This is a genomic window from Desulfopila inferna (assembly GCF_016919005.1).
Lineage (GTDB): Bacteria > Desulfobacterota > Desulfobulbia > Desulfobulbales > Desulfocapsaceae > Desulfopila_A > Desulfopila_A inferna.
Genome location: NZ_JAFFQE010000009.1, coordinates 136325 through 161080, shown reverse-complemented (window position 1 = coordinate 161080; position 24756 = coordinate 136325). Strand labels below are relative to the sequence as shown.

Annotated in this window: 18 protein-coding genes; 10 read left to right on the top strand and 8 right to left on the bottom strand. The window is 50.4% G+C overall.

Features of this window, described 5'->3' with window-relative positions:
• The first annotated feature begins 14 nt into the window (after positions 1 to 14).
• Entirely contained in the window at positions 15 to 677 is a 663-nt protein-coding gene (locus tag JWG88_RS19325; protein ID WP_205235437.1) for a peptidoglycan DD-metalloendopeptidase family protein, read from the top strand.
• Positions 678 to 810: 133 nt separating this feature from the next.
• On the opposite strand, the gene JWG88_RS19320 is transcribed toward JWG88_RS19325, so the two are convergent.
• Positions 811 to 1278 (bottom strand): thioesterase family protein, encoded by a 468-nt coding sequence (locus JWG88_RS19320; RefSeq protein ID WP_205235436.1) that lies wholly within the window; start codon positions 1276 to 1278, stop codon positions 811 to 813.
• Positions 1279 to 1559: 281 nt separating this feature from the next.
• On the opposite strand from JWG88_RS19320, the gene JWG88_RS19315 reads away from it, so the two are divergent.
• Together JWG88_RS19315 and recD2 are read left to right on the top strand one after the other, a co-directional pair.
• The gene (locus tag JWG88_RS19315) at positions 1560 to 2375 is read left to right on the top strand and encodes an EcsC family protein (RefSeq protein WP_205235435.1); all 816 of its coding nucleotides are present in this window, start codon (positions 1560 to 1562) and stop codon (positions 2373 to 2375) included.
• Positions 2376 to 2449: 74 nt separating this feature from the next.
• Complete coding sequence (recD2, locus tag JWG88_RS19310) at positions 2450 to 4924, top strand: SF1B family DNA helicase RecD2 (RefSeq protein WP_205235434.1); 2475 nt, start codon at positions 2450 to 2452, stop codon at positions 4922 to 4924.
• Between the two features lie 11 nt (positions 4925 to 4935).
• Here recD2 and JWG88_RS19305 read toward each other — a convergent pair whose 3' ends face one another.
• Positions 4936 to 5925 carry a transposase gene (locus JWG88_RS19305; protein WP_205235433.1) on the bottom strand — a complete coding sequence of 330 codons (990 nt, stop codon included), beginning with the start codon at positions 5923 to 5925 and terminating at the stop codon, positions 4936 to 4938.
• Between the two features lie 498 nt (positions 5926 to 6423).
• Between JWG88_RS19305 and JWG88_RS19300 the strand changes: the two genes are divergently transcribed.
• The 3 genes from JWG88_RS19300 to JWG88_RS19290 all read left to right on the top strand — a co-directional run bounded on the left by JWG88_RS19300 (position 6424) and on the right by JWG88_RS19290 (position 9949).
• The gene (locus tag JWG88_RS19300; RefSeq protein WP_205235432.1) at positions 6424 to 7902 is read left to right on the top strand and encodes a sensor histidine kinase; all 1479 of its coding nucleotides are present in this window, start codon (positions 6424 to 6426) and stop codon (positions 7900 to 7902) included.
• Between the two features lie 122 nt (positions 7903 to 8024).
• Positions 8025 to 8600 carry a hypothetical protein gene (locus JWG88_RS19295; RefSeq protein ID WP_205235431.1) on the top strand — a complete coding sequence of 192 codons (576 nt, stop codon included), beginning with the start codon at positions 8025 to 8027 and terminating at the stop codon, positions 8598 to 8600.
• The gene (locus JWG88_RS19290; protein ID WP_205235430.1) at positions 8597 to 9949 is read left to right on the top strand and encodes a sigma-54-dependent transcriptional regulator; all 1353 of its coding nucleotides are present in this window, start codon (positions 8597 to 8599) and stop codon (positions 9947 to 9949) included. The genes JWG88_RS19295 and JWG88_RS19290 overlap by 4 nt, the downstream gene beginning before the upstream one ends.
• 166 nt (positions 9950 to 10115) lie before the next feature.
• On the opposite strand, the gene JWG88_RS19285 is transcribed toward JWG88_RS19290, so the two are convergent.
• The 3 genes from JWG88_RS19285 to JWG88_RS19275 all read right to left on the bottom strand — a co-directional run bounded on the left by JWG88_RS19285 (position 10116) and on the right by JWG88_RS19275 (position 12289).
• Positions 10116 to 10457, bottom strand: a complete 342-nt coding sequence (locus JWG88_RS19285; RefSeq protein ID WP_205235429.1) for a hypothetical protein — start codon at positions 10455 to 10457, stop codon at positions 10116 to 10118.
• Between the two features lie 380 nt (positions 10458 to 10837).
• Positions 10838 to 11380 carry an adenine phosphoribosyltransferase gene (locus JWG88_RS19280; RefSeq protein ID WP_205235428.1) on the bottom strand — a complete coding sequence of 181 codons (543 nt, stop codon included), beginning with the start codon at positions 11378 to 11380 and terminating at the stop codon, positions 10838 to 10840.
• A 75-nt stretch (positions 11381 to 11455) separates the two neighbouring features.
• Positions 11456 to 12289 (bottom strand): 50S ribosomal protein L11 methyltransferase, encoded by an 834-nt coding sequence (locus tag JWG88_RS19275; protein WP_205235427.1) that lies wholly within the window; start codon positions 12287 to 12289, stop codon positions 11456 to 11458.
• A 247-nt stretch (positions 12290 to 12536) separates the two neighbouring features.
• On the opposite strand from JWG88_RS19275, the gene JWG88_RS19270 reads away from it, so the two are divergent.
• Positions 12537 to 12932 (top strand): HAD family hydrolase, encoded by a 396-nt coding sequence (locus JWG88_RS19270; RefSeq protein ID WP_205235426.1) that lies wholly within the window; start codon positions 12537 to 12539, stop codon positions 12930 to 12932.
• Positions 12933 to 13439: 507 nt separating this feature from the next.
• The gene (gene purL, locus JWG88_RS19265; RefSeq protein WP_205235425.1) at positions 13440 to 17252 is read left to right on the top strand and encodes a phosphoribosylformylglycinamidine synthase; all 3813 of its coding nucleotides are present in this window, start codon (positions 13440 to 13442) and stop codon (positions 17250 to 17252) included.
• Between the two features lie 152 nt (positions 17253 to 17404).
• Here the strand turns inward: purL and JWG88_RS19260 are convergent, their stop codons facing one another.
• The 3 genes from JWG88_RS19260 to JWG88_RS19250 are packed head-to-tail and all read right to left on the bottom strand — an operon-like array spanning position 17405 to position 20966.
• Positions 17405 to 19219: a serine/threonine protein kinase gene (locus JWG88_RS19260; RefSeq protein ID WP_205235424.1), complete on the bottom strand. Its 1815-nt coding sequence runs from the start codon at positions 19217 to 19219 to the stop codon at positions 17405 to 17407.
• A gap of 8 nt (positions 19220 to 19227) precedes the next feature.
• On the bottom strand, positions 19228 to 20562 hold the full coding sequence (locus JWG88_RS19255) for an L-cysteine desulfidase family protein (RefSeq protein WP_205235423.1): 1335 nt from the start codon (positions 20560 to 20562) through the stop codon (positions 19228 to 19230).
• A gap of 23 nt (positions 20563 to 20585) precedes the next feature.
• Positions 20586 to 20966 carry a RidA family protein gene (locus JWG88_RS19250; protein ID WP_205235422.1) on the bottom strand — a complete coding sequence of 127 codons (381 nt, stop codon included), beginning with the start codon at positions 20964 to 20966 and terminating at the stop codon, positions 20586 to 20588.
• Positions 20967 to 21277: 311 nt separating this feature from the next.
• Between JWG88_RS19250 and JWG88_RS19245 the strand changes: the two genes are divergently transcribed.
• Entirely contained in the window at positions 21278 to 23338 is a 2061-nt protein-coding gene (locus tag JWG88_RS19245; protein WP_205235421.1) for a serine protein kinase PrkA, read from the top strand.
• A 47-nt stretch (positions 23339 to 23385) separates the two neighbouring features.
• A complete protein-coding gene (locus tag JWG88_RS19240; RefSeq protein WP_205235420.1) occupies positions 23386 to 24747 on the top strand; it encodes a DUF444 family protein in 1362 nt (453 codons plus the stop codon).
• Positions 24748 to 24756 lie beyond the last annotated feature (9 nt).

Here is a 24756-nt window from a genome sequence, read left to right as displayed (position 1 = left end):
CGCCGGGAGGGCCTATGCATTATCCATTTATGTTGTATAGCCGCAGGGTCGAGTATCAGCCGATCTTTCATAATCTACGGGGTGATCCATTTATTGCCGATCTTTCCCCTCGAAGCAGCCTTCTCTCAGGCGTCGATATGCGCGATCAGCGGAGTTTTCAACAGATTCTTGAGGAAAAGATGGGGGCGGAGTACAGTTGGGGGGTGGCAGCCTATCTGGAAAACAGGGATACCCTGCTGGCGGATTGTCCCCAGATGGTGGAAGAGGGACGCTTCATCCATCTCGGTTTGGACATTATCGTCGGTTTGGGGACCCCCCTTCATACCCCGCTTGATGGTGTTGTCGCCGAAAGCGGTTATGAGAGCGGAGAGGGTAACTACGGTAGCTTCGTCCTTCTCCGCCATGAAAGCCCCTATTTCGAGCCCTTCTACAGTTTTTACGGTCATCTGCGGCGAGAGAGTCTGCCGCCGGCAGGGAAAATTCTCCCTGCGGGGCAGGCTTTTGCGGAAATTGGTGATTTTCATGAAAACGGCAACTGGTTTTACCATACCCATCTTCAGGTCATCACCTTGAAGGGACTGAAGTTGGGCTACGCTTCCAAGGGGTATTGCGCTGCAAAAGATCTGGCGGAGATGAATGAGATTTGTCCCTCTCCGATACCGCTGTTTAAGGTGTAGGCGGAGGCCTTGTCTTTGAAACATTGTATGCATTCCGCATCAGGCATGGAATGACGTCCGTGGAATGGAGATGGGTGCTGCCACATACCCGTCATTCCGGACCACGATCCGGAACCCAGCAGTTGCGGTTATCTCAACCGATCTGGTATGTCGAGGTACCCGCAGCAATCAGCAACTTCTTGTCGTTGTGAAGTTCGGTGCGGGTGACCGCCACCCTGTTGCCCTGGCGCAGGAGGGAACCGGAGGCAATAAAATATTCACCCTTACCGGCTCTGAGGTAGTCAACGCGAAGATCAATGGTACCGAGTCGTGCCATACAACGTGCTATCTCCTCGTCGTTTTCATTTTCAAGTTGCTTGAGAAGCTTGACGGAAACGATAAGCCCGCCGGTGAGGTCGAGCACTGAGGAAATAGCGCCGCCGTGGAGGATTTCACGGACAAAGTTACCGATCAGCTCCTGCCGCATGTCGATACGAACCTGGACTTCCTCCAACTCAAGACGGATTATTTCAATGTCCAAAAGCCTGTTGAAGGGCATTCTCTTTTCATAAATGTCTTTTAAAACATCAAGATTATCCGCAAATCGTTTGTTTCCCTTCATCTTTCTCCCGAGTTCGTGGTATCTCTTTTTCGAGATAATCGTTTATGGTTTAAATAGAGACGGTAGGATCTTCCGGCAAAACATAGCCGGTTATGGTTTGTATTTAAAGGAAAAGATTGGCCAACTTGTGGATGTTTATCCCGGATCAGCAGGTTTTTATTATCTAGTGTGGCGGTTCTTCCTTTTGGCGTTAGTGCCGTTATGGATTAAAGTACAGTGATGATACTGTCTCTTTTCAGAAAAATATGGATTCCCCGGCGGAAATTACAAGGAGGAAAGTGATGACGGAATTATCACCTCAGGATCTTGACGATCTGTTATATGCACGGACACTGTTGGAGAATCCGGGCCTTGCCGTGAAGATTACCAATGCTGTAGGCACTCCGATAGAAAAGGCCTTCGACCTGCTGCCACGGAACTGGACCGATGTTGTTCATCGAAGCACGCAGAGGGCTCTTGAAATCGCGGTAAACTCGGCCCTGCTGACCTTGAGGAGAAAAAATACCAGGCAGGCCGCCAACACCCTGCATAAATTTATGGCCGCCGGGCTGGGTGCCGCCGGCGGTTTCTGGGGACTACCCGCGTTAAGCGTCGAGCTGCCCGCTTCAACTACGGTAATGCTGCGGTCTATTGCCGACATTGCCCGCAGTGAACTGCACGATCTGGAGGATGCGGCGGTAAAAGTCGCCTGTCTCGAGGTGTTTGCTCTGGGTGGGCCGAGCGAGGCAGACGATGGCGCTGAAACCGGGTATTTTGCCGTCAGAGCGGGGCTTGCCAAAACCATCAATGATGCCGTACAGTATATTGCGGCAAAGGGGCTGTCCGAGAAATCCGCACCCGCTCTGGTCAGGGTCATCTCGCAGATTTCTTCACGCTTCGGCCTGCAGGTCACCGAAAAGATGGCGGCCCAGTCACTGCCGCTTCTCGGAGCAGTAGGCGGAGCGGTGATTAACAGTCTGTTCATTGATCATTTCCAGAATATGGCCCGTGGGCATTTTATTATCCTGCGTCTGGAGAAAATCTATGGCCGGCAAACAATAGAGGAAATATATAAATCGCTGAAGGGAGAAGAGTACCAGACCGGCAATTACCAATAATTCCCATACCCGACCTGATTCGCCATCTGTTTTCTGATATTCAGGCGGCAGCAAAGAATTTCCACGCAGACCTGATGACATTTATCACTGAAACATTGAAGGGCATCGTCCAGCGCGTCACCTATCATAATCCGGAGAACGGCTGGTCGGTGCTCAAGGTGCAGTCTTATGCCAATCCGGGGGATCCGGTGACGGTGACGGTTCATCAGACCACGGTTTTTGCCGGGGCTACCATGGAATTTCATGGCTCCTGGACCGTCCATCCTCAGTTTGGCAGGCAGTTCAAGGCAATCAATGCCCTTGAAAAAAAGCCGGCCTCCGTCGGCGCCCTGGAAAAATATCTGGGTTCCGGGCTTATCAAGGGCGTCGGTCCGAAAACAGCAGGGAGAATAGTTCGACATTTTGGTCATGACACTCTTACGGTTTTTGAAGAGCAGATAGAGAGGCTCACTGAAGTTCCGGGTATAGCCTCCGGAAAGCTGACGATGATCAAGGAGGCCTGGTATGAACACCGCATGATCCGTGAGGTGATGATCTTTCTGCAGGGCCATGGCATTTCAACACTCTTTGCGGTGCGCATCTATAAAAGATATGGAGATCGGGCTATTACCATGGTCAGCGAAGATCCCTACCGGCTGGCCCGGGATTTTTACGGCATCGGCTTCTTTTCAGCGGATGAGGTGGCGCTCAGCATAGGCCTGGCCAAAGACAGTGAAGAGAGGATTATGGCTGCGATCCGGCACGTGCTGGCATCGAGCAGAGAGCAGGGGCATTGCTATCTTACCCGCGAGCAGATCGGTGAAGAGGTGGAAAAACTGCTGGAAATAAAACTGGCGGAGCGCCTTGATACGGTGCTCAAGCTCATGGAGGATGACAACCAGCTTCGCTTGCGAATGCTGGGCAGTGGTGAGGGAGGGGAGTTAATCTGCTACTATTCCAAGACCCTCTACTACGACGAGTTGACGGTGGCTGCCCGCCTGCACCGGCTCACCGGGCGCCCCCCTGAAGAAGACGTCCGGATGAAACAGTGGATTGAACGCTATTGCACAAAGTACGACCTGCAACTCAGCGGCGAACAGGCGGCCGCCGTTGCCGCCATCGTCGGCTGTCCCTTTTCCGTTCTTACCGGAGGTCCGGGCTGCGGCAAAACCACTACCACCCTGGTGATTGTACGGCTGCTCGAGTCCATGAAAAAGAAGGTCCTGCTTGCTGCTCCGACCGGCAGGGCCGCGCAGCGTATGGGCGAGGTCATCGGTCGTCAGGCCAAGACCCTGCACCGGCTGCTCGAGTGGCAGCAGGGCAGCTTCCTGCGCAATGAAGAACAGCCTCTGGAGAGTGATTTTCTGATTGTCGATGAGTGTTCCATGCTCGATATCTCCCTGACGGCTTCGCTGCTGAAGGCTGTCCCCGAGGACTGCAACGTGCTTTTTATCGGCGATGCCGACCAGTTGCCCTCGGTCGGAGCGGGCAATGTTCTGCGTGATATCATCGATTCCGGAAAAATCCCCTGTTTCCATCTGACCGAGGTGTTCCGACAGGCCAAGGAATCGTTCATCGTTGAATACGCCCACCAGATTAACCGCGGCGAGATTCCCAGAATCGAATCCCCTTTCAAGTATCCGCAGATCTGGAAAGACAACACCGACTGTCTTTTTCTCGATTCCGAGCAGGCCACCAACGAGCAGCTGAGCTTTGTCGGCCGGATGAAACGCGGCGTCAACCTCGGTATCAGCCGGCTGGAGGGGTTAAATAGCGGTGAGACGCCCTATGAATTCCGTACATCGGAAGTGATATCCTCGGCCTATGAAAGTGAATTTGAAGTGCCCGCCAAATTCAGACATGTCGATCTGGAGCGACTCTGCCGGGCCGGCGATGCGGTGGAGGAGCTGAAGGCGTTGCTGAAAAAGGTGCATCCATGGTCGACTCTGCATTATGGTCTGACCGCGGTGCAGTCGGTGGTGCAGCTCTATCGGGAGTGGATACCCAGGTATTACGGCAGGGATGCTGAAATTCAGATCCTCTCTCCCATGACCCGCGGGACCCTCGGCACCGCCAATCTGAATACGGTTATTCAGCAGGCCGTCAACCCCGCCGGGCAGGAAAAGGCCCAGATCCAGGTGGGTGAGCGCATCTATCGCAGTGGCGACAGGGTCATTCATCGGAGGAACAATTACGACCTCCAGGTTTTCAACGGTGATATCGGCATTATTCAGTCGATTGACAGCCGGAATCTGACTATGATGATCTCCTTTTTCCCCGACGGCCGGGAGGTGGAATATCAGAAGGACGATATTGTCGAACTCGATCTGGCCTATGCCATCACCATCCACAAATCCCAGGGGAGTGAGTTTGCTGCGGTGATTATTCCGGTGCTGACGCAGCACTTCAAGATGCTTTACCGCAATCTGATCTACACCGGTCTGACCCGGGCTCGAAAACTTGCGGTCCTGGTCGGCACCCGCAAGGCCTTGGCAATGGCAGTTCGCCGCCAGGACACCGGCAATCGTCAGACCGCCCTGAAAGAGATCCTGCAGAGTGCAGAGCATTGATGAAGCAGGATTTAAAGACTTCTCAAGCGTTCCAGGCGTGTTTCCAGAAGAGTCATTCCTGCATTGAGGGCAGGGTCGTGAAGACGTTTCTGCCGTATTTTTTTTCGGGTAAGGCTGATCGAGGTATAGTCGAGATTCATTAAAACGGCGATGGCCGGATTGGTAAGGCCCCCGTAGCGATAGAGCATATCCATGGCAATACTGCGTCGGTCTCCGGGAATTTTTAGCAGCTGATCACGCTCGCAGTGCAGTCCCCGTTCAAGTTCCGTGAGAATTTTTTCCTGTTCCAGAAAACGGCCGATCTTTTTAACTCCGGGCTGTTTATGAGGCAAGGTTGTGCCGCTTCTTTTTTTCATCTCCCTTACAAATGCGCTGGAACCCAGAATGGATTGGTCGATGATTTTCGCTTTCAGCGAAAGACCGTGGCCCGGCAACTGAAGCAGCGCCTCCGTATATTTCCGTCGACCCTGCGGAGTATCTCCCCCGAAAGAATCCAGGACCAATTGATGATTGATAAAGTGGTACCTGGGATAAGTGCCCATGAAACCGGGAAGGCTGCTCCATTTCCAGGTGGGCAGAAAGGCGTTCCTTCTTGATCTGCTGCACCTCTTTTGCATCCCGACCATAATGGGATTGAGGTGCAGATACTGCGACAGAGGCAGGAGGTAAAGGTCCTTTTCCAGAACTATGCTCTTGTATCTTCCCGCGTAAATATGTCCTCTGCGCTGGTATATCCTGTTAAAATATGCAGTATAGGTTATATTCAGGTGGCGCATAAACTCGCTGAGATTACCGAGAGGCGTTTCGATCAGAAGGTGAAAGTGGTTTTTCAGGAGTACAAAACCATGGAGGGCTGTGCTGTGCGTTGCCATGGATGTTTTTAAGATCTCAAGGAAATTTGCATAGTCATCCGCCGACTTAAAAAAGGCTTTCCTTTCATTGCCGTATTGGGTGATGTAATAAAATGCACCTGGATATTGAATACGCAGTGGTCGTGCCATTTTATCCGGTCATTCGAGAGCGTTAATGGTGACGATTTAGGAGTCCATCAATATTAGAGCTGTATAAGAGGCAAGGTGAAGGCGGTCTTATTCAGCATACTGAAAAAATGATATCACCTAAAAACTTATAAAAGTTGACGAGATGGACGGGTCCAACAAAAAATGAATATATCAGAACTTGTGATTTCAACAACGGTTTGTTATGAATAGGGCGGAGAATGTCATAAGCCGTTGTAATACGGTGTATATTTAATCATATGAAGTTGTTGGAATTATAAGAGAAAAAGAGTAATTATTCAGTAGCCATCCGGTCAGCATTACCTGTCCTCGAATCGTCCGGAAGAGCAAAGATAGAGCTGAACGCGCTGTGTTCAAATCTCTGCCGCATTCTGTATTGCCGTGGAAAAAACATGCCGCATAGTGGCAGGTCGTTCGGCCGGCTTGACGATTATGACCTATTACCTGAATAGTTTAATCAACAGAGTGGGACATAAAAATTTGAGAAGATTAGGTAACTTTAAACTCGGCATTACCAAGAAGGTACTGGGAGCATTTTTGGTCTTCGTGCTGATATTTTATGGTACACTTTTGATATTGTTCACTAATACTCAGAAAATTGTCGCGGTGACCGAGCGTATAGTGAGCAAGAACAATGAAATATCGGCAATTTCCAAGGTGTTGTACGAGAGCCTCCTGAGTATGGAAGCCAACGATAAAAAATATCGATTGCTCAATAAAGATATTTACCTGGACTATTTTTACGAGGAACAGGAGAGTTTCGAATCGAGCCTGGAAAAACTATTGTCACTGGAATCTCCTGAATTTAAAGTTGCTTCGATCTGGCAGGACTTAGCCGCCGAATATAACGATCATGTGCAGAGCATTCGCAATGGTGATGAAGGTGTGTCGCCGGGAAATCATAAATGGGCCCCGGAAAGGAAGATTAATACCTGGCTTGAAACCATATCTGCGGCCAGGTTGGCTAACGATCGGGAGATAGAAAAATCGCTGTTCGATATCAACAATCGGGGAAAGTTAAGTGTTCGAAACGGTCTCATCGGCATGGGAATTACCATTATCGTCGGTCTGATTGCCGTACTTTTTCTCTCAAAATCGATATTGCAACCGCTCAAGGAACTGAAACACGCGCTCAGAAACATTTCCTCCGAAAAGGACACCGAGGAGATCAATATCGATCGTAAAGATGAGTTTGGTGAACTCGCCGTGGCCTTCAATGATATGAGCCGGCAACTGAAGGAAGAGGAAGAGCTGCGTTCGGAATTTATAGCCACTCTCAGTCATGAAATCCGCACGCCCTTGTCTTCCATCAGGGAGTCCGTCAATATGATACTGGAAGGTGTATTGGGTGGAGTAAATGAGAGGCAAACTCAATTTCTGGAGATAGCCCAGTCGGAAATTTATCGTATAAGCGATCTATTGAATCATCTTCTTCAGGTTTCCCGTCTTGACGCTGAAACCAGAAAGGTCACTCCTGTATTGATCGATCCCAATAATCTCGTTTTAGAGGTTTCCCGAGGGCTGATACCGACTGCCAAAGCGAAAAGCGTGGCAATGAAGTTCTATAAAATGTCAGATCCACCCGTTCTCATCGGTGTGAAAAAGGAGTTGCAGCAGGTTCTTTTTAATCTTCTTGAGAATGCGATCAAGTTTTCTCCAAAAGGCGGAAAGATCGATATAGCGCTTTCTCTGGAGAGTAAAAATGATATGCTTGTCTACCAGATTACAGATCAAGGCCCCGGAATCACAGATCAAGAACAGTCTTTAATATTCAGCAAATATTACCGTGCTAAAAACGCCAGAAATCATATGGACGGCGTAGGTCTCGGCTTAAGCATTTCCAAGAGAATTATTCAGTTCCATGGCGGTGAAATATACGTTAAGAATAATAATAAAAAAGGATGCTCGTTCTATTGCTCTCTCCCGTGTGAAATAAATGAAAAGAAGAAGGCCGCCTGAACTTTGACGGCGACTAAATAAACCTGATTCCCCGTATCATAGGTTTTTAGCCATCCGGGAACTTCGAGTCAACTTACCCTTCCCTAAATAACTTGTTTGATGCTCAAATTATGTGGTGCTGTATGTTGAAAAAAAATATTCGTGTTTCACTGTGTTGTTTTTTATCGGCAGCTTTGCTCGCTTTGGGGCTCTCCGGCTGCAGTGTCATCCAGACCCTTGAGGGATTAGGTGTTCCTGATCCTGAAATAGGATCACTGTTCCATGCGGAATATGCCTTTTTCGCAGGAAATTACACGCTGGCTGAAGAACTTTACTCTAAGGTCCGGAACAACAGCGAAAAACCATTCTATGTCAACCAGGCTGTTTATGGTCTGGCCAGTCTTGCCATCATAACCGCAGAAAACACTAATGAATTGGAACTGGCGCTGGCGATGATGGAACAATGGCAGGAGCCGGGGGTTGAAGTAGACGGCTATGGAGAAAATCCGAAGATGTTGGCCACCGCCATCAGCGCGCAGGTAGATCTGCTTGAATGCAGGCCTGAAATTCGATATGTAACCACCAAGAAGGAAGGCGAATTGATAAAGAAACATCAGGAGGAAATCGAGGAGTTGCAAAAAACAATCAAAAAGCTTGAGCACCAGATATCAGTTCTGGAAGCCATTGATCAAGAGATACAGGAAAAAAGGAAACCATGACCACTCCGACAACAATTCTGGTTGTCGATGATGATCCCAATATTCTTGTAGTTTTGGAAGCAAGACTATCGGCAGCCGGATTCTCAGTAATTCAAGCCAGCGACGGCCTTTCCGCTCTGAAAACTCTCAAAGAGACAAATGTCGATTTGATGATTTCCGACATGAAAATGCCGGAGATGAGCGGTATGGACCTTTTCTGGGAAGTTCGCAAACAAAGCCAGTTCCTGCCCATTATTTTTCTCACCGCCTACGGAACTATCCCGGATGCAGTGATGGCTGTGAAAGCCGGTGCTGTCGACTACATCTCCAAGCCCTTTGATGGAAAAGAGCTGGTAGCTAAGGTCAACAGTACTCTCCAACAGAATGCAGGTCCTCCGGATACCTCGGAAACGCCGTTATTTGAAGATGGTTTCTATTGGGGTACTAATCCGGTAATGCAGGAGCTCCATACAATGACCAAGAAGGTCGGCGCCAGCAATGTGAATGTTCTGATCCTTGGTGAGAGCGGGGTCGGCAAGGAATGCATCGCCAAAGCGGTTCACAACCATTCCTCAAGGCGGGGAGCTGCATATATGGTGGTGGATTGCGGTTCCACACCCCCGGGAATCCTGGAGAGTGAGCTGTTCGGTCATATGCGGGGTGCTTTCACCAATGCGGTACAAGATAAGCCTGGTTTGATAGAAGCTGCCGATGGAGGCACTCTCTTTCTTGACGAAATAGGAAATATTTCCTCGGAAATGCAAAGCAGATTACTGCGCTTCCTTGAAGAAAGAAAAATACGAAGAGTCGGGGCAATTAAGGAGATATCTGTTGATTGTCGTGTGGTTTCGGCCACCAATGCAGATTTACCCCTGGAGATAAAGGAAGGCAATTTCCGGCAGGACCTCTACTACCGGCTTCGGGTGATCACTATCAACGTGCCGCCGCTACGGGAAAGGAAAGAGGATATTGCCGCCCTGGCCCGGTTTTTAGTGAAAAAGCAGTGCGACGAGCAGGGCCTGCCGCCGGTTGAGATTCCGGAAGAGACCATCGCCTGGATGGAAAATCATCAATGGCCCGGTAACGTCAGAGAACTGAAGAACGCGCTGGAGGCCGGTGTCGTATTGTGCCGCAACAATAAACTGCTGCCTGATGATCTGCAGCTGGCAGTGGCGGAAGAATCGACCGAAATAGAAGCAGAGACAACCAAGTCGTTTTCCATTGAGCGAAGCGAGAAAGAGGCCATAATCCGTGCTCTCAAGCAGACAAACGGTGTCCAGAAACGTGCTGCCGAACTTCTCGATATCAGTAGAAGATCAATCCATTACAAGATCAAGAAATATAATATTCAGGTAGCCGATTACAAATAGTTGTCGGATGGATGACGGTAGAATCTGCAGGAATGGGCAGGAGTCGAAAAACAGTGGAGGGTAATTGTAATTAACCAGGCAGGGGAGTTCCTGGAAAACCAAACCCCTCCACTATCTTGGCCGATATTATGCGGAGAAAGGATAGGTTGGCGGTATATTTCAGGTGCTACTCACGAGAAGCCAGTTGGGCGCGTGCCACCTGGATCTTCTCAACAGTGCCTTCCTTGACAACGGTACCGATAATGTTGACAACCTTTCCGACAATGCCTTCAAAGTTCCCGCCGGCCAGGTGATAGGTGGCATTGGGAGTGACCAGGGCGGTGCCGGTGGGAATCTTTTTGACTGTTCCGGTAAAAACCAGATTGTTGACATCCGTCCCCAATTGCACAGGGATTATCGGAGACTGTGGAGATGGTTTGGCAGAGGAAATAGCCATTGTATTAGTGGCAAGGGTAAAGACAAGGACAAGAAATAAGACGGCAACGGCGGACAATCTCTTCAGTTTCATTGGTTTCTCCTTTTGTTGAGCTGACGGAAAGAGTTTTTTGAGACAAGACCCATTTCATTTTGCATAGATTGTGCCATCCGTTTCCATATAAAAATAATCAATAAATAGCGTAACATATACTCACGGCCCACAGTTTTGCTGAAATAATTTCTCATGGTGTTACAAAGGTTGCACATATACAGGGTAAGAATTGCACTGAGGGTGTACGTTGGGCAGGGTATTCGCTGTTCATGACCACAGCGGTCTGAAAATAGATGCCTTCACCATGGTGTCGGTAAAAGACGGCGCTTTTGTGCCGTTTGCTTCCAACTGGTAAGGGCTTTAGAGATTTCAATTTCGGTGCAAAGCGGGGAATCCCAAAACTCGGCAGTTTGCCCTGTTCAATCCCCTTCGAATTCACAGAAGGTGTGAACCGATACTCCTGCGGAGCGGAGTTTGGCGCTACCGCCGATATCGGGCAGGTCTATGATGGCCGTTGCCTCGAAAATTTTCGCTCCTAACTGCTCGATAAGCTGGGCTGCGGCGAGCATGGTACCCCCGGTAGCGATCAGATCATCAACCAGCAATACTCTCTCTCCCTTTTGCAGGGCATCTGTATGTATTTCTACTTCCGCTTCTCCATATTCAAGAGAATAGGCCCGGCCTATGGTGTCTCCCGGGAGTTTGTCTTTCTTGCGCACAGGGACGAAGGAGGTATTTAAGAGATAGGCAAGCGGGGCCCCGATAATAAAACCTCGGGCGTCTATGGCCACCACTGCATCGATTTCCGCCTGAAGATATCGATACACAAAGACATCGATGACCTTTCTGAAAATCAGCTTGTCGGCCATCAGGGTGCTGATATCACGAAAAACCACACCCTTTTTGGGCCAGTCGGGAATAGATCTGATATGTTTTTTCAGTTCTGCGAATGATGAATCCATAGAGTCGACCTCGGTGATAATGGTGATGGTTTCTATTGAGACCGCTTGCCAGCTCCGGCAACCTCTGAAGCGCCCTCAAGCTGTTGCGGTTATGCCTAAAATAGTGTGCCAGGTGCCGTCCTGGCTCCATCTTTGCAGAATAAGCACCGGCAGTCCGGCGAGATATTCCTCTACCTTCGCCGCTTCGCTGGTCAGAAGGCCGGAGAGTACAAACCATTTCTGTTTGAGAAATCCTTCAGAGCGGATAATGTCTTTCATAATATCATAATGGATGTTGGCCACCAGCAAATCCGTGGGGATCTCCGAGAATATTTCGGCCTGACTATTTATAACCACAATGTTGTTTTCCATTTCATTCAGGACAACATTGTCTCTGGCCGTCCGGCATGCCAGAAAATTATAGTCGACCGCCACTGCCTTTATACAGCCCCGTTTAATTGCGGCCAAAGCGAGAATGCCTGTACCAGTGCCGAGATCGAGCATGGTTTCGACTTTGCCGCCGGCGCATGTGATTTCTATTGCCTGGAGGCAGTCTCTGGTGGTCGGATGCAGGCCGTTGCCGAAAACCACGCCGGGGTCAAGAGTTATTACCGTGGAGGGTTCTTCGGCAGGAGGAGTAAACCACGGCGGAACGACAAGGAATCCGCCGATTTGGCGGGGCTCGATCTTGCCCCCCTGCCATTGTTCATAGGTCATCTGGTAGGTATCGAGCAGGACCAGATCTTTCTGTTCCTCTATCAGAGCCTCTATGGCATCAGGAGCCTCCTGGAGAAAAAAAACAAAAGAGAATTCATCTTCTTCCCAGGTTCCCAAATAGTTTTTATTAACAATTTTCTTGTCTTTTGCTATTCTACCTTGGAGGTAATAGATATGTAGCATAGATTCAGGGGTTAATTTCGCTGACTGCATAGTGGTATCATCTGGCTTTTGATTGTATCGGGTCCGGCTGTGATGCCGGCGCTTTTCAAGATGTCTCGATCGTCCTATATACCCGCTGACTTTAAATGGCGAAAGGACTATTTTGACTCTCCAAGCGAGCCATTCAGCTCTGTATCCCCTGTGAAAATCGAAGAAGAAACCTGCTGAGCTTCTAGTAGTACCTTCGGTGAACTGTCTGTGAAGGTATCTTTTCGGCTCGGCCGGGTTGGGAGTGTGTATGATAATTTGTGTGGATTTTGACGGCACCATAGTGGATCATTGTTTTCCGGAAATTGGAAAACCAGTACCAGGCGCAATAAAGTGGCTGAAAAGGTTAAATAAATACGGAGCAAAATTGATTCTGTTCACCATGCGCTCGGACAGTATTCTTTTCAAAACGGCGTTAAGCGATGCCAGGCGCTATTTGCAGGAGCAGGGGATTGAGTTCTATGCGGTGAATGAAAATCCAACGCAGAAAAGCTGGACCGTCAGCCCCAAGGTTCATGCTCATGTGTATGTAGATGATTCCGCCTTCGGCTGCCCTCTCATTTTTCCCAAGGGATTCAACCGTCCCTGTGTAGATTGGAGTGAGGTGGGGCCGGAACTTGAGCGCATGTGCCTGTCTCATGGATAGCCCTTAGGCCACTAGCTTCAGGGGAAGCCGTAATCCTGTATCAGGAGAGCGTCGGATATCGAATTTTCAGCTGCCTGGGTAAACTGCAGCCGGGGTCGAAGTCTCCTTTACGAAGCCGTGAGTTTGTGGTTAAATGTCTGGGCGTAAGTCACCTAACCCCGGAAAGCCGGTTAACCGGCCAAGATAAGTACCTTGCCGGTAGACTCAACCTGCTATTTTTTAATATAGTTTCCTTTTTCTTGTTTTTTTTATGACAGTTTTGGGGAGTAACGTACTAAATTTCCAGATAGTAATATGTAAAAAAAAGGATTACCAAATTAACTCAGCCAATGACATTTGTCTTTTCCGGTAAGGCGCCAAAGAAGAATTTGGAATGACAGTAAAAAAGGTTTTCAAGATCTTCAGCCCCGGCAAGCATAAAACCTGCTGAGCTTCGTTAATAATCAACTAAAAAAGACTTTATACCGGCCCTTGGCCGGATGGATACCAGAGGAAAAGGATTATAGAATGGGTTCAACTGTCGTCGTGCAGCTCTACCGAGCCATTGATGAAACAAGGGCATATTGTTTTAACATCGAATCAACCAGGCCTTTGAACGAAAAGGAGATAGAGTCTCTGCGGCTGGTCCTGGCAGATGGATTCCTGGTGGAGACAGTATCTACAGCGCCTGTTCTTCATGGTGATCGTGTGGTCGAGGTGGGACCGCGCCTCAATTTTGCCACCGCCTGGTCATCCAATATGGTGTCAATCTGCAGGGCCATCGGCCTTGATACGGTAACCCGCGTCGAACGATCAAGACGCTATATTGTGCCTGAGGGAACTTCCATTGAAGAATTTTTAGAAAGTCACCATGACCGGATGACGGAATGCCGATACAGCCGGGCACTGACTACTTTTGAGACCGGGGTCGAGCCGGAGCCGGTATACGAAATCGATTTGATGAGCAAAGGCCCGGCGGCTCTCGAGGAAATTCCCGGTATTTCAATGGATGAGTGGGATCGGAATTTTTATCATAGTTATTTCGTCAAAAAGATCGGCCGCAATCCCACCATCGTCGAGATCATGGATCTCAATAACGCCAACTCCGAACATTCAAGGCACGGCTACTTCAAGGGCAAGCAGGTGATTGACGGCAAAACCTGTGAAGCCACTCTCTTCGAGATGGTTACCGATACCTTGAAAGCCAATCCCAAAGGATCCGTCATTGCCTTCAAGGACAACTCCAGCGTCATTGCCGGCTACGATATCAAAACGCTGTTGCCTGAAAATCCCGGAGCGCCATCGCAATTTGTCGAAAGTGAAGTATGTTACGATGTGCTGCTGACCGCAGAAACCCATAATTTTCCAACAGGCGTGGCGCCTTTTCCGGGAGCGGAAACAGGAACCGGTGGCAGGATTCGCGACGTTCAGGGGACCGGACAGGGCGGCTTTGTGATTGCCGGTACTGCGGGATACTGTGTCGGTGATCTTAATATTCCCGGTTATCCGTTGTCCTGGGAGCATTCCTACAGTCGTTCCGAGAATCTGGCATCTCCGCTGGAAATCGAGATAGAGGCCAGTAACGGAGCTTCAGATTACGGCAATAAATTCGGTGAACCCCTGATCCAGGGATTTACCAGATCCTTCGACATGGAACTGCCCAATGGAGAAAGGTGGGCCTTCCTGAAACCCATCATGTTTACCGCCGGTATCGGCCAGATCGACCACAGACACATAGAGAAGGGTCCGCAGGAGAAAGGGCTGCTCATTGTGCAGGTCGGCGGACCGGCCTACCGTGTCGGCTTCGGGGGAGGCGCGGCTTCCAGCATGCTCCAGGGCGAGAATGTCTCGGAGCTTGATTTTGATGCCGTCCAGCGCGGTGATGCGGAGATGGAACAGAAAATGAACCGCGTCATTCGCGCCTGCAACGAAATGGGCGACAAAACTCTCATTGACGTGATTCATGATCAGGGTGCCGGTGGACCTGCAAATGTGCTTAAAGAACTGGTTGAAGATTCCGGAGGATGGGTCGACATCCGCAATATCAGGGTCGGCGATCCCACCATGTCTGTCCTGGAGATTTATGTTGCCGAATACCAGGAACGCACCGGTTTCCTCATTCATCCGGATAATATCGAAAAATTCAAACGGATCTGTGCCAGAGAAAAGGTGGCTTGCGAGGTGCTGGGTGAGGTCACGGGGGATCTGCGCTTCGTCGTCCATGATTCATGGGATGGCTCCACTCCCGTTGATATTGAGCTCGATGAACTGCTGGGCAATATTCCCCGCAAGGTTTTCGAAGATCGACGGGCCGATCCCAAGCATGTCCCTCTGACCTTTTCCGGCGATTTAACGGTAAGGGATGCCCTTGATGATGTACTGCGTCTGGTTTCTGTCGGTTCTAAACGCTTTCTCACCAACAAGGTCGACCGTGCCGTCACCGGACTCATCGCCCAGCAGCAATGCTGTGGCCCGCTGCAGCTGCCGCTGAGCAATGTTGCCGTCGTGGCTCAGAGCCATTTCGGCAAAACCGGAGGCGCCACGGCTATAGGTGAGCAGCCCATTAAAATACTGGTTGACCCCGCGGCCGGAGCACGGATGGCGGTCGGTGAGGCCCTGACCAACCTGATGTGGGCCAGGGTTGAAGAACTCGACCAGGTAAAGTGCTCAGCCAACTGGATGTGGGCTCCCAAACTCGAAGGCGAAGGAGCTGCCCTGTATGATGCCGCCAAGGCCATGAGAAATGTGATGATCAGCCTCGGCATTGCGGTGGATGGAGGCAAGGACAGTCTTTCCATGGCGACCATGGTGGAGGGCAGAACCGTAAAATCACCGCGGCAGCTTGTGGTCTCTCTCTATGGCGCGGTACCCGATATTACCAAGGTGGTTACTCCCGATATCAAGGAGCCGGGTTCAATCCTGCTGTTCATCAATCTGAGCAAGGATTACAACAGGCTGGGAGGTTCCTCCTTTGCCCAGACCCAGGAGCAGATCGGTTATCTTGTCCCCGATCTCCGGGATACCGGCCTGCTGAGAAGATGCTTTCAGACGGTGCAGGACCTTATTGATAAAAACTTAATTCTTGCCGGCCATGACCGGAGCGACGGCGGCCTGATCGTCACCTTGCTGGAGATGGCCTTCGGTGGCAATTGCGGTTTTGAAGTGGATGTTCAGGGATGGGAATCGGCGATTGCCTCGCTGTTTTCCGAGGAACTTGGGATCGTTCTCGAGATTCGCGAGGATACCCTCGAGGAAGTCAAATACTCCTTCGATGTAGCCGGTATATCCTATGAGGAAATCGGCCGAACTCTGGTGGAACCCCAGATTATCCTCTCCTATAATCAGGAGATCGTCCTCCAGGAAAATATGTACGTTCTCCGTCAGATCTGGGAAGAGACCAGCTACCAGATCGAGCACCTGCAAATGAACCCCGATTGTGCGGATGAGGAGAAAAAGAACATCTTTCAGCGTACCGGGCCGGAATATAAATTAAGTTTCGATCCGCTGCCGACGCCGGCTGATTTGCTGGTGCGTAACGATAAGCCCAAGGTTGCCATCCTGCGCGACGAAGGCTCCAACTCGGATCGTGAGATGACTTCGGCTTTTTACAGCGCCGGCTTCGAGCCCTGGGATATCTGCATGACGGATCTGCTGGAAGGTCGGGTCACACTGGAGAGCTTCCAGGGGCTTGCCGCGGTGGGTGGTTTTTCCTACGCCGATGTGCCTGAGTCGGCCAAAGGATGGGCGGCAACCATTCTTTTTAACGAGCGGCTCAAAGCGCTGTTCGATGAGTTTTACAACCGCCAAGATACCTTCAGCCTCGGAGTATGCAACGGTTGTCAGCTTTTCGGACTGCTGGGCTGGGTGCCCTGGCGCGGCCTTTCCGCAGCCGAGCAGCCACGATTTGTCGCTAATGTATCCGGGCGCTTCGAGTCGAGATGGTCGACGGTCAAGGTGAAAAAGTCGAAGGCAATGATGCTTGCCGGCATGGAGGACCTGGTCTTCGGCATCCATGTCGATCATGGTGAAGGCAGGCTGATTTTTCCAGACGCTGATGTGCAGAACAAGGTGCAGAACCAGGGCATGGCCCCTCTCTTCTATGTCAATGATCAGGGCAATACCACGGAAGCGTATCCCTTCAATCCCAGCGGTTCCACCAAAGGAATTGCAGGACTTTGCTCGGAAGATGGCCGTCATCTGGCCCTGATGCCTCATCCGGAAAGGGTGTTTTTGCCCTGGCAGGCGCACTATCTGCCTGTGGAAATGCGGCATCTTAAAGTCTCACCCTGGATGCGCATGTTTCAAAATGCCTATGAGTGGTGCAGGCAAGGGAAAAAGTAAATCTGATTACCCCTGAAACTCAGGATTTTCAGGCATTGTGCTGAGGATTAAGAGGAATCAGGAAAGTAACAAAGAAGGGGCAGGCCGGTCAGGCAGCCTTTCCCGCAGAACATCGGATATGGAGCAGCCTGAAGAGACAGAATCCTATCCCATTAGTTGAGTTCGACCGGGACTTTGGTCCTGAAGCCAACGTCGAAAAAACCTTCCCACGGATAACGCGGGGAGGCTTCCTGGTTTCTATTGATCATCGCGGCATCGATGACACCGCTGAAGAGCTGTTCCTGCTGTGATTCATCAGGTGCAGCATCTTTAGGTACACGGACCCACTCCTTGATTTCAACCCCCATTTTGTCCAGGACCTCCCTTTCAACCACTTCTTCCTGAGGAGGAGAGGGCTCGTGCATCATCATCTGGTGACCAGCTGGTTCCCCGGGTTGTTCCTGCGGAGTTTCATCTGCAGGGTTTTCCAGGTGATAGAGGTAGGCGAAACGCCACTCATCCTCAGTGAGAAGCTCTTTGCCGTAATGTCCTGCATACATCATTGCCCCGTGATAGGTCACACGCAGCACCGGTGTGTCGCCGTTCTCCTGATTGAGGAGGTGAAAGGTGTCATGTTCGAAAATTATCTGCTGTTCGGCTGTTGAGTCTCGGCCGATATAGTTGACGATGGTATCCCCGTGGCGAACAACGCCGTTTTCAACAAAGACCTTCTCTTTGACCGCATTAAGAAATTCCACAAACAAAAAGTTGGTGACCTTCTGCCAGTCCATGTAAAACGGAGGATTTGCACCGGACATGTCCCGTTGACCGGTCAATATCATCCGGCTGCCGTCTCTGCCCGTCAGGAAAGCTTCCAGACTCTGAGCATCATCTGCCGAAACGATCATTTGATTGTCTGCTGAAGTGCCACCACTGCCAAGATGAGCCTGCTCCTCCAGGCTGACAGGACTGTCGTCTTGCTCCAGCATGTGGTATACGGTCATTGCCGAAACTGAAAGAATTGCCGCAATAACGCCCGCCGCAAGCCATTTATGGTGCCGCCCCATAGCTGTCGCTCCACTTTCCCCTGCTTCACCGCGGCCGCTTTTTTCGAAAAGGGAAAGAGCTTCCTGCACTTCATTCCTCAGCCCCTGCACATTTTGATAACGTTGTTCGGGTCTTTCCGCGGTTGCCTTTCTGATTACACCATCGATCGCCGCCATGAACTCACCTTCGGAATCATCGATACCAACGGAGGTGAAGGGGACGATTTTCTGGGTGAGTTTTCCATGAACCGCTTCAAAAAGAATTTTACCCAAGGCATATATATCGGTGGGATAATCGGCAGTTTTAAAATCGGAACACTGTTCGGGGGACATATAGGCCAAAGTACCAAGCATCTCGACTGAACTGGTCACTGCCTTCATTTGGTAGGATCGGGCCAGCCCGAAGTCGGCGATCTTGGGTATATTCCCGTCCATGAAGATATTTTCCGGCTTGAGGTCGCGGTGTACGATTTTGTGGGTATGCAATACCTCTACTCCGTCAAGTACAGGTAGGAAGTAGTTGCGAATCCACTGAGCAAACAGCTCCGGGGCATCATCGAGACCGTCGTCGGAGAGGGTGAAGCGCAGGGAATTGCCTGGAATATATTCCATGACGATATAGGCCGTCCGGAAACCTCCGGATTCGCTGTCGGCTACTTCTCCATAGTCGTATATGGTGAGAACGTTGGGATGACGGACCTGTGCCATGGTCTGCACTTCTCGCTGAAATCTGGCAAAGGCAATTTCCAGTTCAACAGGATCTTCCTCTATCTCGGAAAGGATGGTTTCCGAGATAATCTTTATGGCAACATCGCGCTTTAGATTGGTTTGATGGGCTCTATATACCTCCCCCATGGCACCTTTGCCGATGAGCTCGATGATTATCCACTTGCCGTCAAGAACCTTTCCGGGCTGAAACGTTATATTTTCCTTTTCGTCCATAGGAGTCTTTAGCTCTTCCCGGCTTTGAGCTGCTGCTTTTCCCTCATTATTTTGATGATGGTTTTATCCGTTGCTACCATTCCCTCGGTACTTATAATTCCCATATTGCGGACAGTCGATTCCGGGCCGTCGCCGATGATGCCGTCGGTGTCCTGCACGCTGATACCCTGCAGCGAAAAAAGAGCGGCCTGAACCGCTGCCCCGGCGGCGGTGTTGAGCTTGATGGCACAGCCAGCCTTGGCGCCGTCGCAGATTATTCCGGTGAGATCCTCAGAGATGTTTTTGATCGCCCCGGCCATATGTCCGGCGTCGCCGCCGATCAGGTAGGTGATTCCGGCGGCGGCACCCGCTCCGGCGGCGACAGAGCATCCGCAGACCGCCGAAAGAGTGCCGATGTGCGCCTTGACATAGGCGGTAACGATATGGCTCAGGCCCACGGCCCGCAGGACAGTTTCGTGATCATGATCGATGAAATCCTTTATCGCCCAGATCGGCAGGGTGGCGGTCAGGCCATGGTTGCCGCTGCCGGCGGAGCTCATCGCGGGCAGTCTTGCCCCGCCCATGCGGGCGTCGGCCGCCGCGGAGGTGAGGATTTTAGCGGTCATGGACATATCCCTTGTCAGCAGTTTTTGTTTGAGCATCCTCTCCAGTGCCTTGCCAATGCCGAGTCCGGTACCGTACTTGAGGCCATAGGCGGCCAGTTTAAGATTACATTGAATCCCTTCTTCGATGAACTGCAGATCTTCGGCGTCCAGACCCTCTATCAAGGCCACCAGATCTTCCAGGCGTCTTTGTTTCAGCCAGTCCTCGAGCTGCTGATGCCGGCTGACGGTTGTGCCATCGTTGAGCTCCTTCAGCAGAGGCGATCCTTTCTGGATTATGCCATTGAGTCTTAGTTCGACAATATTATTGTGCCGCCGGACGATGACTGATTCGGCGATAACTTCTGCGCTTTTGATCGTGGTATGCACATAGAGACCGGACTCTTCGCGCAGATTGACGGTAACTCCTTTGTGCTCGAGAAAAGTCTTTGCCCCAGCCACGGTGTCGTCATCGATATCGGCCAGCACTTCGAGCCCGAGCGCAGGATCACCGCCGAGTGCTCCAAGAATTGAAGCAGTGTCCAGCCCGATCATGCCGTGAGTTCCGGGAATGATGACGGCAAGGCCGTTTTTGTAGATGTTGGGATCGAGCAGGATCTCTATGGAGTCGATGGAGTCAATGGTGCGGTCCGGAAGGAGCGAGGCTGCCGCAGCGGCACCAAGGGCAACGGCGACGGGTTCGGTACATCCTAGGGCAGGCGCCACCTGCATCTGCAGAATATCTTTTGCGCTGAACGACATAACATTTTTTCCTGAAGGGATTTTTACGCCATGGAAACGACGGCCTCGATTTCAATGCGGGCATTGAGCGGCAGTGCAGCCACCTGCACAGTTGAACGGGCCGGTGGATTGTCTTTAAAAAACCGGCCATAGGCCTCGTTGACTTCGGCAAAATCACCGAGGTCTTTCAAGAATATTGTAGTCTTGACGACATTTGCCAACCCTGTCCCGGCGGCTTCGGTAACTGCCGCGAGATTGTGTAGTATTTGTTCGGTTTGGGCGCCCATGTTCCCCTCGATGATCGTGCCGTGTGCCGGATCGATGGCGAGCTGGCCGGAGACGAAGAGAAAGTCTCCACTGATAATACCTTGGGAATAGGGACCGATAGCCGATGGTGCCTTGTCAGTTTGTACAGGTTTGTTCATCTGTATCTCCATGTTGAGTTGTACCGCAGGTTTTACGGATAGTCTTAGTATAATTATAAATGGTGTATTTGGATACCCCGTAAAGTTTCGGCGATCGCTGATTTTTTCCCTGGGAGTCATAGCTGCCGGCTTCTCCCTGTCTCCACAAGATTTTGCGCGAAAGAGATTCGCTGGTTTAAGCAGCCGATATCGCCGGTGAGAGTCATGATAGCATAATTCAACCTTAATAATTACCTTGAAATAACGGGAAACATATGCGGATAATACATACAGGATACCTGTGTTAATCTGATTTGCTTAAGGAGGGCAAGATGCCATCACCAAAAAATATAACGCTTCATCAGCATATAACCGCTGTTAAAAAAGGGGAAAGAGTTTTTGAAAATGCTTTTCAGAGTGTTTCCCGGATGATTCTTCAGGGCAAGATAGACAAGGTGCTGGTCAACGGTAAGACCACCTTCGATTTTACAGTTTTCAGAGAGGGAAAAAAGCATATCATCGGCATGTATGATGAAATCAATTCCTTTGTCTCCTTCGTAAAAGATGCCGCGGAAGGCGGATCATCAAAAGAAATGGCATTCGTGCTGGTCGGTGAACCTGGCAATGGCAAGACCTTTCTGGTGGAATATATCTGCTGGCTGTATAGGAAATTCCTCACTCATCCGCAAAACAGAAAATATACTTTCAGATACAATGGGGTGGATGAAATAGGCAGTTATGGCCATATAAAATATATCGATTCCCAGACCTATGAAGACCCGATGGTTCTGGCAATGAATCTCCACGAAACCGTCGAGGAATCTCAGAATTATCTGGCCAGGCGCTATCGCTTGACCGACCATCAGCTGGAAAGCTGGTTTGGTAACTATCGGCCCCTGGGGGCATGTTCATCCTATATCTGGAATGACATCCGTAATCATAACGACGGCAACCTCGATGACATGCTCAAGCATATCGAGATTATTCCGGTCCCGCTTACCGAGAGCCTGGGGACGGTGACCGGAAAATATCCGGCCAAGGATAAGATCACTTCCTCGGCTGTTGATCTTCTCGGTGAGGAATCAATCCAGAGGCTGCTGCATATAACCGATACCAACAACCCCTATCGTTTCGACCTGCGTCGCGGGGCTCTGGCCCGGGTGGCCGGGGGCGGCATCCATTTCAGCGACGAGATCTACAAGAACAAAAAGGATCTGGTCCAGGTATATCTGGGCATTATCCAGAACAGGTCTATCGAAATCGACGGATACAAATGGCCGATCGACACCCTGATCATCGCAACCAGCAATAACTCGGAATTCAACCGCTTTCTCGCCGAGAAGGAGGAGGCGCCTATCGTTGACCGCTGCCGCATCTGCTATGTGGCCCATAATACCAACTACAAGCTGCAGCATGATTTGACCGCCTATGCAATTGGCAACGAGGCCAAATCCACACTTACCGGGGATGCGATGCACCAGGATCCGAATCTGAATTATGCCGCATCCATTGCCGTGGTACTGAGCCGTCTGCCGCGCAGTGAAAAGCTGACCACCATCGAGACCATGAAACTCGCCTCCGGCGAGGTTGCCGGAGAAAAGAGCATCAAGACGCTGTCAGAGGTAATCGACACCCTTAATCAGGATCCGGATATTACCAAGCGCTTCGGCCAGAAAGGGCTGGGGCAGAGAAATCTTGGCCGGTCCATCCAGCTGCTTCTTGAAAGCTCGGAAACCAATGAGGGCAGCTGCATGTTTGCCTATGATATCTTCCGTTGCCTGGAGAGGGTGGTTCTCGATTATGTTTCCGAGTCACATGACAGAGCCAAATTTCTCGATGATCTGAAAATTGCCAAGGGGTTGTACCGGGAACGGATCATGACCGAGATGTTCAACGCCTATATGGATGAGCCGCTGGCAATCCGCAAGGATGTGATGCATTATGTCAATATGATCATAGGTATTGATGCCGAGAATCTCGGACCCGACAAAATGTGGAAATACAAAAATCCTCAGACCGGTGAGCTGCAGGCATTGAAAATCGATGAGAGGTATATCGACTCGGTGGAGGACAGGCTTGGTTTGAAGACCAAGGAGCAGAAAGAGACCTTCAGGACCTCGATCCGTAAGATTTACGGACAGAAAATCTCCGTTGATCCGAATTACGATTTCATGGACAACCTTGAACTGGTGAAGGCGGTGACCGATGTTCGCCTCAAATCGGATATCGCCGGAGCCGGCAGCCTTATCGGCGCCCTGGCCAATCGAACCAATGAAGAGAACCAGAAGCTGTACGACAGGATGGTCGACACCATGCTCAACAAGCTCAACTACTGCCAGACCTGTGCTCAGAAAACTATCGAATATTTCTGTACGCAGGAGGATGAAAACTGATCCTGCTCCAGCCACTATGGCAATGAAACAGCAAAGCGGATGGAAGAATGAAAGAAAAAATGGAAATGCTCAACCGGCGGTTGAATGATAAAAAACTGACCCCGAAGCAGAAACGCATTATTGAGCTTGAGCTCCGCCTGATCAGGGAAAATCAGGAAAGACTCAAATGTGCTGCGCCGTTTATCAAAAGAATCTGGGAATATAATGATCTCGATACCCTTCAGGATAATGTCGTGATGAGAATGCCCATGACATTTTCTCAGTCCATTGATGATCTGATTGCCCGGGACACCCAGCGGGAAAAAGACGGCTTCCCCCGCAAAATCCGCATTGGGAAAATGATAAAGCCGAGTCAGGACGGCGCCGAAAAGGTGGTTGTCGTCCCTACCACCGTGGAGGAGAAGCTGCTCCACGACCAGATACGTGAAAACGAAGAAGAGAGCGAGAACGAAGGCGGCAGCGGCGAAGGTGAAGAAGGAGAAGTGATCGGTGAACAGCCGGTGCGCGAAGAGCAGGAAGGCGGCGAGGGGGGTGCGGGCCAGGGAGAGGGCGGCAGTCATGAGACTGACACCAATGCCTATGATATGGGACGGATTCTTACCGAGCAGTTTCAATTACCGAATCTCAAGGAGAAAGGAAAAAAGCGTTCCCTGTCGCGTTACGTCTATGATCTTACCGACAAGAACAGGGGCTTTGGTCAGATCATAGATAAAAAGGCGACCCTGAAAAAGATCATAGAAACAAATATCGGCCTGGGCCGCATTAAAACCGGACAGATTATCGAGCCCCGGGACCTGCTGATCTCTCCTGCAGACCGCATCTATAGAATTCTCTCCCGTGAGAAGGATTATGAGTCACAGGCCGTGGTCTTTTTTCTGCGCGATTATTCCGGCTCGATGCATGGCAATCCCACCGAAATGGTGGTTACCCAGCATGTTCTCATCTATTCCTGGCTAATCTATCAGTATGAGAATCATGTGGAAACCCGCTTTATCCTGCATGATACCGAAGCAAAGGAAGTGAAAGATTTTCATACCTACTACAACCTTCGGGTGGCAGGCGGTACCCAGGTGGCCTCTGCCTACAGGCTGGTCAATGAGATTGTTGCCCAAGAGAGCCTGGAGCGTGATTACAATATTTATATCTTTCATGGCACCGACGGAGATGACTGGGATACCACGGGCAGGGAAACCCTGCCGGAATTGGAAAAAATGCTGACCTATGCCAATCGTATCGGCATAACGGTTGCCGAAAACGGCTACGGCATCAGCGGTGGCACCGAAGTGGAAAAATATCTAAAAAAATCGGGACTTCTCGAAGAAAAAAAGGAGTTGCTGCGCCTCGATGTGATGAAGAAAGAGAGCGATGAGCCGAGACTGATCGAGGGTATCAAGAAACTGATATCCTAAGGCCTTGGA

Coding starts and splice junctions, on each gene's coding strand:
- JWG88_RS19325 (WP_205235437.1), top strand. CDS start 15: ATGCATTATCCATTTATGTTGTATAGCCGCAGGGTCGAGTATCAGCCG.
- JWG88_RS19320 (WP_205235436.1), bottom strand. CDS start 1,278: ATGAAGGGAAACAAACGATTTGCGGATAATCTTGATGTTTTAAAAGAC.
- JWG88_RS19315 (WP_205235435.1), top strand. CDS start 1,560: ATGACGGAATTATCACCTCAGGATCTTGACGATCTGTTATATGCACGG.
- recD2 (WP_205235434.1), top strand. CDS start 2,450: ATGACATTTATCACTGAAACATTGAAGGGCATCGTCCAGCGCGTCACC.
- JWG88_RS19305 (WP_205235433.1), bottom strand. CDS start 5,925: ATGGCACGACCACTGCGTATTCAATATCCAGGTGCATTTTATTACATC.
- JWG88_RS19295 (WP_205235431.1), top strand. CDS start 8,025: ATGTTGAAAAAAAATATTCGTGTTTCACTGTGTTGTTTTTTATCGGCA.
- JWG88_RS19290 (WP_205235430.1), top strand. CDS start 8,597: ATGACCACTCCGACAACAATTCTGGTTGTCGATGATGATCCCAATATT.
- JWG88_RS19285 (WP_205235429.1), bottom strand. CDS start 10,457: ATGAAACTGAAGAGATTGTCCGCCGTTGCCGTCTTATTTCTTGTCCTT.
- JWG88_RS19280 (WP_205235428.1), bottom strand. CDS start 11,380: ATGGATTCATCATTCGCAGAACTGAAAAAACATATCAGATCTATTCCC.
- JWG88_RS19275 (WP_205235427.1), bottom strand. CDS start 12,289: ATGCAGTCAGCGAAATTAACCCCTGAATCTATGCTACATATCTATTAC.
- JWG88_RS19270 (WP_205235426.1), top strand. CDS start 12,537: ATGATAATTTGTGTGGATTTTGACGGCACCATAGTGGATCATTGTTTT.
- purL (WP_205235425.1), top strand. CDS start 13,440: ATGGGTTCAACTGTCGTCGTGCAGCTCTACCGAGCCATTGATGAAACA.
- JWG88_RS19260 (WP_205235424.1), bottom strand. CDS start 19,219: ATGGACGAAAAGGAAAATATAACGTTTCAGCCCGGAAAGGTTCTTGAC.
- JWG88_RS19255 (WP_205235423.1), bottom strand. CDS start 20,562: ATGTCGTTCAGCGCAAAAGATATTCTGCAGATGCAGGTGGCGCCTGCC.
- JWG88_RS19250 (WP_205235422.1), bottom strand. CDS start 20,966: ATGAACAAACCTGTACAAACTGACAAGGCACCATCGGCTATCGGTCCC.
- JWG88_RS19245 (WP_205235421.1), top strand. CDS start 21,278: ATGCCATCACCAAAAAATATAACGCTTCATCAGCATATAACCGCTGTT.
- JWG88_RS19240 (WP_205235420.1), top strand. CDS start 23,386: ATGAAAGAAAAAATGGAAATGCTCAACCGGCGGTTGAATGATAAAAAA.